This is a genomic window from Brotaphodocola sp., from assembly GCF_050873065.1.
GTDB lineage: Bacteria > Bacillota > Clostridia > Lachnospirales > Lachnospiraceae > Brotaphodocola.
Genome location: NZ_JBNMIC010000019.1, coordinates 44,852 through 50,851 on the forward strand (window position 1 = coordinate 44,852; position 6,000 = coordinate 50,851).

At 52.8% G+C, this 6,000-nt stretch carries 5 protein-coding genes; 4 read left to right on the plus strand and 1 reads right to left on the minus strand.

Translation table 11 applies throughout. From position 1 onward, the window contains the following. The first annotated feature begins 149 nt into the window (after positions 1–149). Genes ACR0QE_RS06980 through ACR0QE_RS06995 form a run of 4 tightly spaced genes read left to right on the plus strand, consistent with a single transcriptional unit; the run spans position 150 to position 4,980 of the window. Positions 150–1,253: an S-layer homology domain-containing protein gene (locus ACR0QE_RS06980; protein WP_432627646.1), complete on the plus strand. Its 1,104-nt coding sequence runs from the start codon at positions 150–152 to the stop codon at positions 1,251–1,253. A 14-nt stretch (positions 1,254–1,267) separates the two neighbouring features. Continuing rightward, a complete protein-coding gene (locus tag ACR0QE_RS06985) occupies positions 1,268–3,055 on the plus strand; it encodes an efflux RND transporter periplasmic adaptor subunit (protein ID WP_432627647.1) in 1,788 nt (595 codons plus the stop codon). Positions 3,056–3,107: 52 nt separating this feature from the next. Next, positions 3,108–3,815: an ABC transporter ATP-binding protein gene (locus tag ACR0QE_RS06990; RefSeq protein WP_432627649.1), complete on the plus strand. Its 708-nt coding sequence runs from the start codon at positions 3,108–3,110 to the stop codon at positions 3,813–3,815. Continuing rightward, the gene (locus ACR0QE_RS06995) at positions 3,799–4,980 is read left to right on the plus strand and encodes an ABC transporter permease (protein ID WP_432627650.1); all 1,182 of its coding nucleotides are present in this window, start codon (positions 3,799–3,801) and stop codon (positions 4,978–4,980) included. Before ACR0QE_RS06990 ends, ACR0QE_RS06995 begins: the two co-directional genes overlap by 17 nt. Positions 4,981–4,999: 19 nt before the next feature. On the opposite strand, the gene ACR0QE_RS07000 is transcribed toward ACR0QE_RS06995, so the two are convergent. Beyond that, a partial coding sequence (locus ACR0QE_RS07000; RefSeq protein WP_432627651.1) for a triphosphoribosyl-dephospho-CoA synthase occupies positions 5,000–6,000 on the minus strand: 1,001 nt, incomplete at its 5' end.

Below are 6,000 nucleotides of genomic sequence, written 5' to 3' on the forward strand. Positions count from 1 at the left end.
ATCGGGGTGATTTGCAGAGATGTGATTTTTGAAAGGATCTTTGATCGGAACAGGCAAAAAACTCGCAATTCCGACACATTCTAAACACAAAATGAACACAAACTTCTATTATGATTACTTTAACATCAGAGAGGAGTTTGAAAAAGATTATGAGAAAAAGGGGAAAGATCGCGGCGGCTATGGCGATTGTGACAGCGACATCAGCCGTTCTGCCCGGAATTGCGCAGGCAGCAGACAACAACATGGACTACCGCAGAAAGGTAGTCGGCATTGCTGGAATCATGAGTGTGAGCAGTGATCTTGCGACATCGGTGACCAGAGGAGAATTTGCTCAGATGCTTGTGAAGGCATCGACTTACCGGGATTATCTGACGAGCACGAGCAATGTCTCCGTGTACTCCGATGTCCCTGCGACACACACCTATGCCTCAAGCATTCGGATGGCAGCGGAGAAACAGTGGATGGTCGGCTATCTGGGCGGACAGTTCAAGCCGGATCAGGCGATCACCCTTCAGGAGGCGGTCAGAGGTCTTCTCGCCCTTCTCGGATACACGAATGAGGATTTTGCGACGAATACCGTCGGAGCGCGGATGGCGATGTATTACAGCCTTGAACTCAATGATGAGGTGGATCGTCAGCAGACGGAGATCCTGAATCGTCAGGACTGCATCAATCTGTTTTACAATCTCTTAAAGACTGACAGCAAGACGACCGGTAAGGCATATGCGACCGTGCTTGGCTGTGAGCTGAACTCGGACGGAGAGGTCAATCCGATGGGACTTGCAGACACCGACTTAAAGGGACCGAAGCTGATTCCGAAGGGCAGTGTGCTCGGAAATTACATTCCGTTCAACGTCCAGCAGGCGAGTATCTTCATCGACGGCGAAGCGTCGAGTTATGAGATCCTCAAACAGCATATCTCGAATGGTTATGTTGTCGTCTACTACAACACGACGGCGAAGACGATCTGGGCGTATGTTGCGGACTCGGCGGATGAGATCCAGAGCGGGCGCTGCGCAATCCGGGGAACGGTCGAAAATATTTATTACAGTTCGAGTGATGTGATGACACCGACCTCGATCACGCTTGACGGGGATGACAATGAGTACAAATTGACAAATTCTCAGATGCAGTTTGCATTTTCAATCTATGGTTCGCTGCGTGTGGGCGATACCGTGACGCTGATCTGTGAGAAGACAGTGAATTCAAACGGAGATGCGACGTACACGATTGTTGATTATGTAGAAGACTGACAGGAGAGATAGAGATGTTGAAAAAGCTGACAGACAGACTGACAAAGAAGAGTCCGGATGCGGGGACAAAGAAAACTCCGAGAAAATCCGGAAAAAAGAAATGGATTGTCGCGGGAATCCTTGTGGTTGCCGTCGCAGGCGGGGCCTTCTATATGCAGAACCAGAAGAAGCAGGCGAGGATGGCAAGCGCGGATGCGGGAAACAAGAATACGGCGGAGGTCACAAAGGGAGATCTGATTTCCTCTCTCTCTTCTTCCGGAACGATCTCTGCAAAGGATACCTATGAGATCACCTCTCTCGTCGAGGGCGAGGTTGTGGAGGCAAATTTTGAGGAGGGCGATCAGGTTGAGAAGGGACAGGTGCTCTACCGCATCGACGCTTCTTCCGTAAATTCCCAGCTGAGTTCTTCCCAGAATTCGCTTGAGCGCGCAAATAAGAAGTATCAGGAGGCGCTTGATGATTACAATGAGGCGGTGAGCGATTACAGCGGAGACACTTACAAGTCGACGCGCACAGGATTTATCAAGTCGCTGAATGTGGAGGCAGGAGACAAGGTCTCGAACAACACGGTTCTCGCCTCGATTTATAACGATCAGACGATGAAGATCAAGGTTCCGTTTCTCTCGACGGAGGCGGCTTCGATCGCGGAGGGTGCACAGGCAGTGGTGACTCTGACTGACACCGGAGAGCAGATCACTGGAACGGTGACTGCCGTCAGCAACATGGATGAGGTGCTTGACGGGGGACGCATGGTGCGCTATGTGACGGTAGAAGTTGAAAATCCGGGCGGACTCAGCTCCCAGTACACGGCAACGGTTGCGGTCGGAGAGTTTCTCGGAAGCGGGGAAGCGACATTCAGTGCGGCGACTGACACGACAATGGCGGCAAGCCTTTCCGGTGTCAACGGAAGTGTTGAGATTGAGAGCATGCTCGTCCATGAGGGAGACTATGTGACGGCCGGCACGCCGATCTTTAAGATCAAGAGCAAGGATGTGCAGGATATCCTGCAGAGTTTTGAGGATTCTGTGGACTCGGCAAAGGCACAGGTGGAACAGGCACAGTCGAGTCTTGACAGTACGCAGGACAACGTCGACAACTACACGATCACGGCACCGATTTCCGGACAGATCATCACAAAGAGTGTCAAGGTCGGCGACAAGATCACCCGAAATTCCGGAAGCTCGGATACTTCCCTCGCGACGATCTATGATATGTCGGAGCTGACATTTGAGATGTCCGTCGATGAGATGGATATCTCGAGTGTTGCGGTTGGCCAGTCGGTTTCCGTGACTGCCGATGCGTACAGCGACCGCACATTCAGTGGAACGGTCACAAATGTCAGTCTCAAGGGAAGTCAGTCAAACGGTGTCACGAACTATCCGGTCACGGTAACGCTCGACTCCGATGCGAACGGGGTGCTTCTTCCGGGCATGAATGTCGACGGTGTGATCACAGTCGGGGAGTCTAAGGATGCGCTGATGGTTCCGTCAGGAGCATTGATGCGCGGAAACCGCGTCTACGTCAAGGATGATTCCGCAGATACTTCCAATACGCCTCAGAAAGGCGGAGTTCCGGCAGGCTTCAAGGCGGTCGAGGTCGAGGTCGGACTCAGCAACGATGATTTTGTCGAGATCAGGAGCGGTGTCTCCGAGGGAGATACGGTTTACGTCGAGGAGTCGTCTGGAAAGAGCACAGACATGTTCCAGATGGGCGGCCCCGGAGGCGGAATGGGCGGTCCTGGTGGAGGCCCGGGCGGTAACAGCGGTGGCGGTGGCCAGCGCGGAGGCGGCGGAATGCCGTAAGCCTGCGTGATACGCAGAATATCCATTCAGAAAAGAAAAAGGGGAGGATGAGATGGGAGAGCCACTAATTGAGTTAAAAGACATCTACAAGATCTATCAGATGGGATCCGAGGAGGTGCGTGCAAACGACGGGATCTCCCTGACGATCAACCGGGGCGAGTTCGTCGCGATCGTCGGAAAATCGGGAAGCGGAAAGTCGACGCTGATGAACATCATCGGGGCGCTCGATGTCCCGACTTCCGGAAGCTACCGGCTCGGCGGCGAGGATGTCGCCCAGATGAGCGATGACCAGCTCGCAGATATAAGAAACCGGATGATCGGATTCATCTTTCAGCAGTACAATCTGCTCCCAAAGTCGAATCTTCTCGAGAATGTGGAACTGCCTCTTCTGTATGCGAAAGTGCCGAAGGAGGAGAGAGCAGAGCGGGCGATGCGCCAGCTTGAGCGGGTCGGACTTGCGGACAAGTGGCGCAATCTTCCCAAGCAGCTCTCCGGAGGTCAGCAGCAGCGAGTTTCGATTGCGAGAGCCCTCGCGGGAGATCCGTCGCTGATTCTCGCAGATGAGCCGACTGGAGCTCTCGACTCGAGAACGAGCCGGGAGGTGCTCAACTTCCTCAAGGAACTTCACTCTGAGGGAAACACGATTGTGATGATTACCCATGACAATTCCATCGCCGTTGAGGCAAAGCGCGTTGTGCGGATCATGGATGGAAAAATTAATTTTGACGGAGACGTGGAAGATTATGCAGCAATCATTTAAGCTGGCGATTAAGAGTATCTGGGGCAACAAAATGCGTTCGTTTCTGACAATGCTTGGAATCATCATCGGCGTGTCCGCCGTGATTATTCTTGTCAGCGTTGTCAGCGGTTATCTCTCCTACATGACAGAGAGTTTTTCAAGCCTTGGAGTCGATCAGATTACGCTCAACATCATCAATCTGCCATCGCGAAATGTCAGCGTGGATGAGATGTATGAGTTTTACGATGAGAATACAGAACTGTTTAAGAGCATGACTCCGACGATTTCGATCCGCGGAGTTGCAAAGAATGGAAATGATTCGCTTGACTCGACGAGCATTACCGGTGTCAGCGAGGATTACCAGGAGATCAAGGACTGGGATCTCGAGTACGGGCGTGGGCTTCAGTATATCGATATGTCGGCGCGCCACAAAGTCTGTGTGGTCGGAATGTATGTGGCAAATGAGCTTTACGGGGGCGCGGAGAAGGCGTGCGGGGAGACCATCAAGATCAATGGAACCGCATTCACAATTGTCGGTGTCATCGAACAGCAGAACAAGGAGGAACTGAGTGAAGGCGGTACAGATGATTTCGTCTGGATTCCGTACACCTGCGCGACAAAACTGGCGAGAAATGCTTACGTAAACAACTACATCATCACGGTGAATGATCTCGATCAGGTGTCCGAGTGCAAGACTGCACTCAAAAATTTCCTCTACGAGAAGATGAAAAATGAGGATCTGTACACCGTTGAGGCGACGAGCGATATGCTCGATGAGATCAATTCGCTTGTGACGACGGCGTCGGTCGGACTCGGTGGAATCGCAGGCATCTCGCTTCTCGTGGCCGGTGTCGGCGTCATGAATATCATGCTTGTGTCCGTCACGGAGAGAACCCGCGAGATCGGTATCCGGAAGGCACTCGGCGCGAGAAGAAGTGTGATCCTGCAGCAGTTTGTGATTGAGGCGGCTGTGACAAGCTCGATCGGCGGAGTGATCGGAATTGTGATTGGCTGCGGAGTGATTGTTCTGATCAACAAGTTCAACACGACGTTTCAGTCGACCCCGACGTTCTCCGCGATTGCGGTATCGTTTGCGGTCTCCGTCGGAATCGGACTGCTGTTCGGTTACATGCCGGCAAGCCGTGCCTCAAAGCTGAACCCGATCGATGCACTCAGAAGTGAGTAAGATTCACAGCAACTCTTTTTTATGAGAGGTTCTCCAAATCGTGAAGCAGGATTGTGACGGCGAGCAGGTCTGCACATCCGCCCGGACTTAAGTGGAGGCGGATGAATTCCTCATTTAAGAGAGACAGTTCTGAGAGACCCTGCCTGGTAAAAGCCCCGCCGAGATCAAGGATGCGCTTTGCAGCCTCCTTCTCGTAGAGGAGCATCTCCGGGCCGGTCCGGATCAGGACGTTCGTGTCGTCGACTTCGGCCATCAGGGAAAGCAGGGTATTTAAGCGTGCGGCATTTTGAAGCGCGTTGAAGTCATAGGAGTCACCGGAAAGATCAATACGATCGCCAAATACATAGTCTGCCTGATCATTTACCTGATCTGGACAAAATGGAGGAGGACCCGGGATTATGAGAGTGCCAGTTGGACCATTCGGGTAGACTTCCGCAAAGGCTTCCCACGCCTGCTCTGTAAGTTCTGGATCGGAAAAACGGCGCAGTGCCGGAAGGGCAATCTCCCGGATCGAGGGAAAACCTTTGGCGGCTTCCCCGCGGATTCCCTTCACACCGAATCGGACATAAAGAATTTCCCCGTGTGTGCGGGGATTTTTTTTGTCAATTTTTTGGAAATCTTCTTCGAGAAGATCCCGGCAGAGACGTCCGGAAGTCTCAAGAATCGCTTCTGCGTCAAAGTGCTGTGTCTTTGCGAAGAGAAAACCGGCAGCTGCGGCGATGATTCCCATCGAGAAAATCATTCCCTTGTGCGTGTTGACGCCGCCTGTCGCCTCAAACATTGCTTTCTCTGCCTCGATTCCGAGGGTGCGGATGGCTGGAAAGAGTCCGTCTCCATTTGGATTTGGCCAGAAAAGTCCGGTCTCGAACATTCGTGTGATCCACGGTGCAATGGCATCGGAACTTGCCGCGAAGGTGTCGAAATCCATGTCCGAGTGTGCCCCGCTGTCGTGCTGGTCCACAAGTCCGGGTTTCGGGGTGGCGGAGACTTCCGCCATCAGTGCGTGGTGGCAGAGGAGAA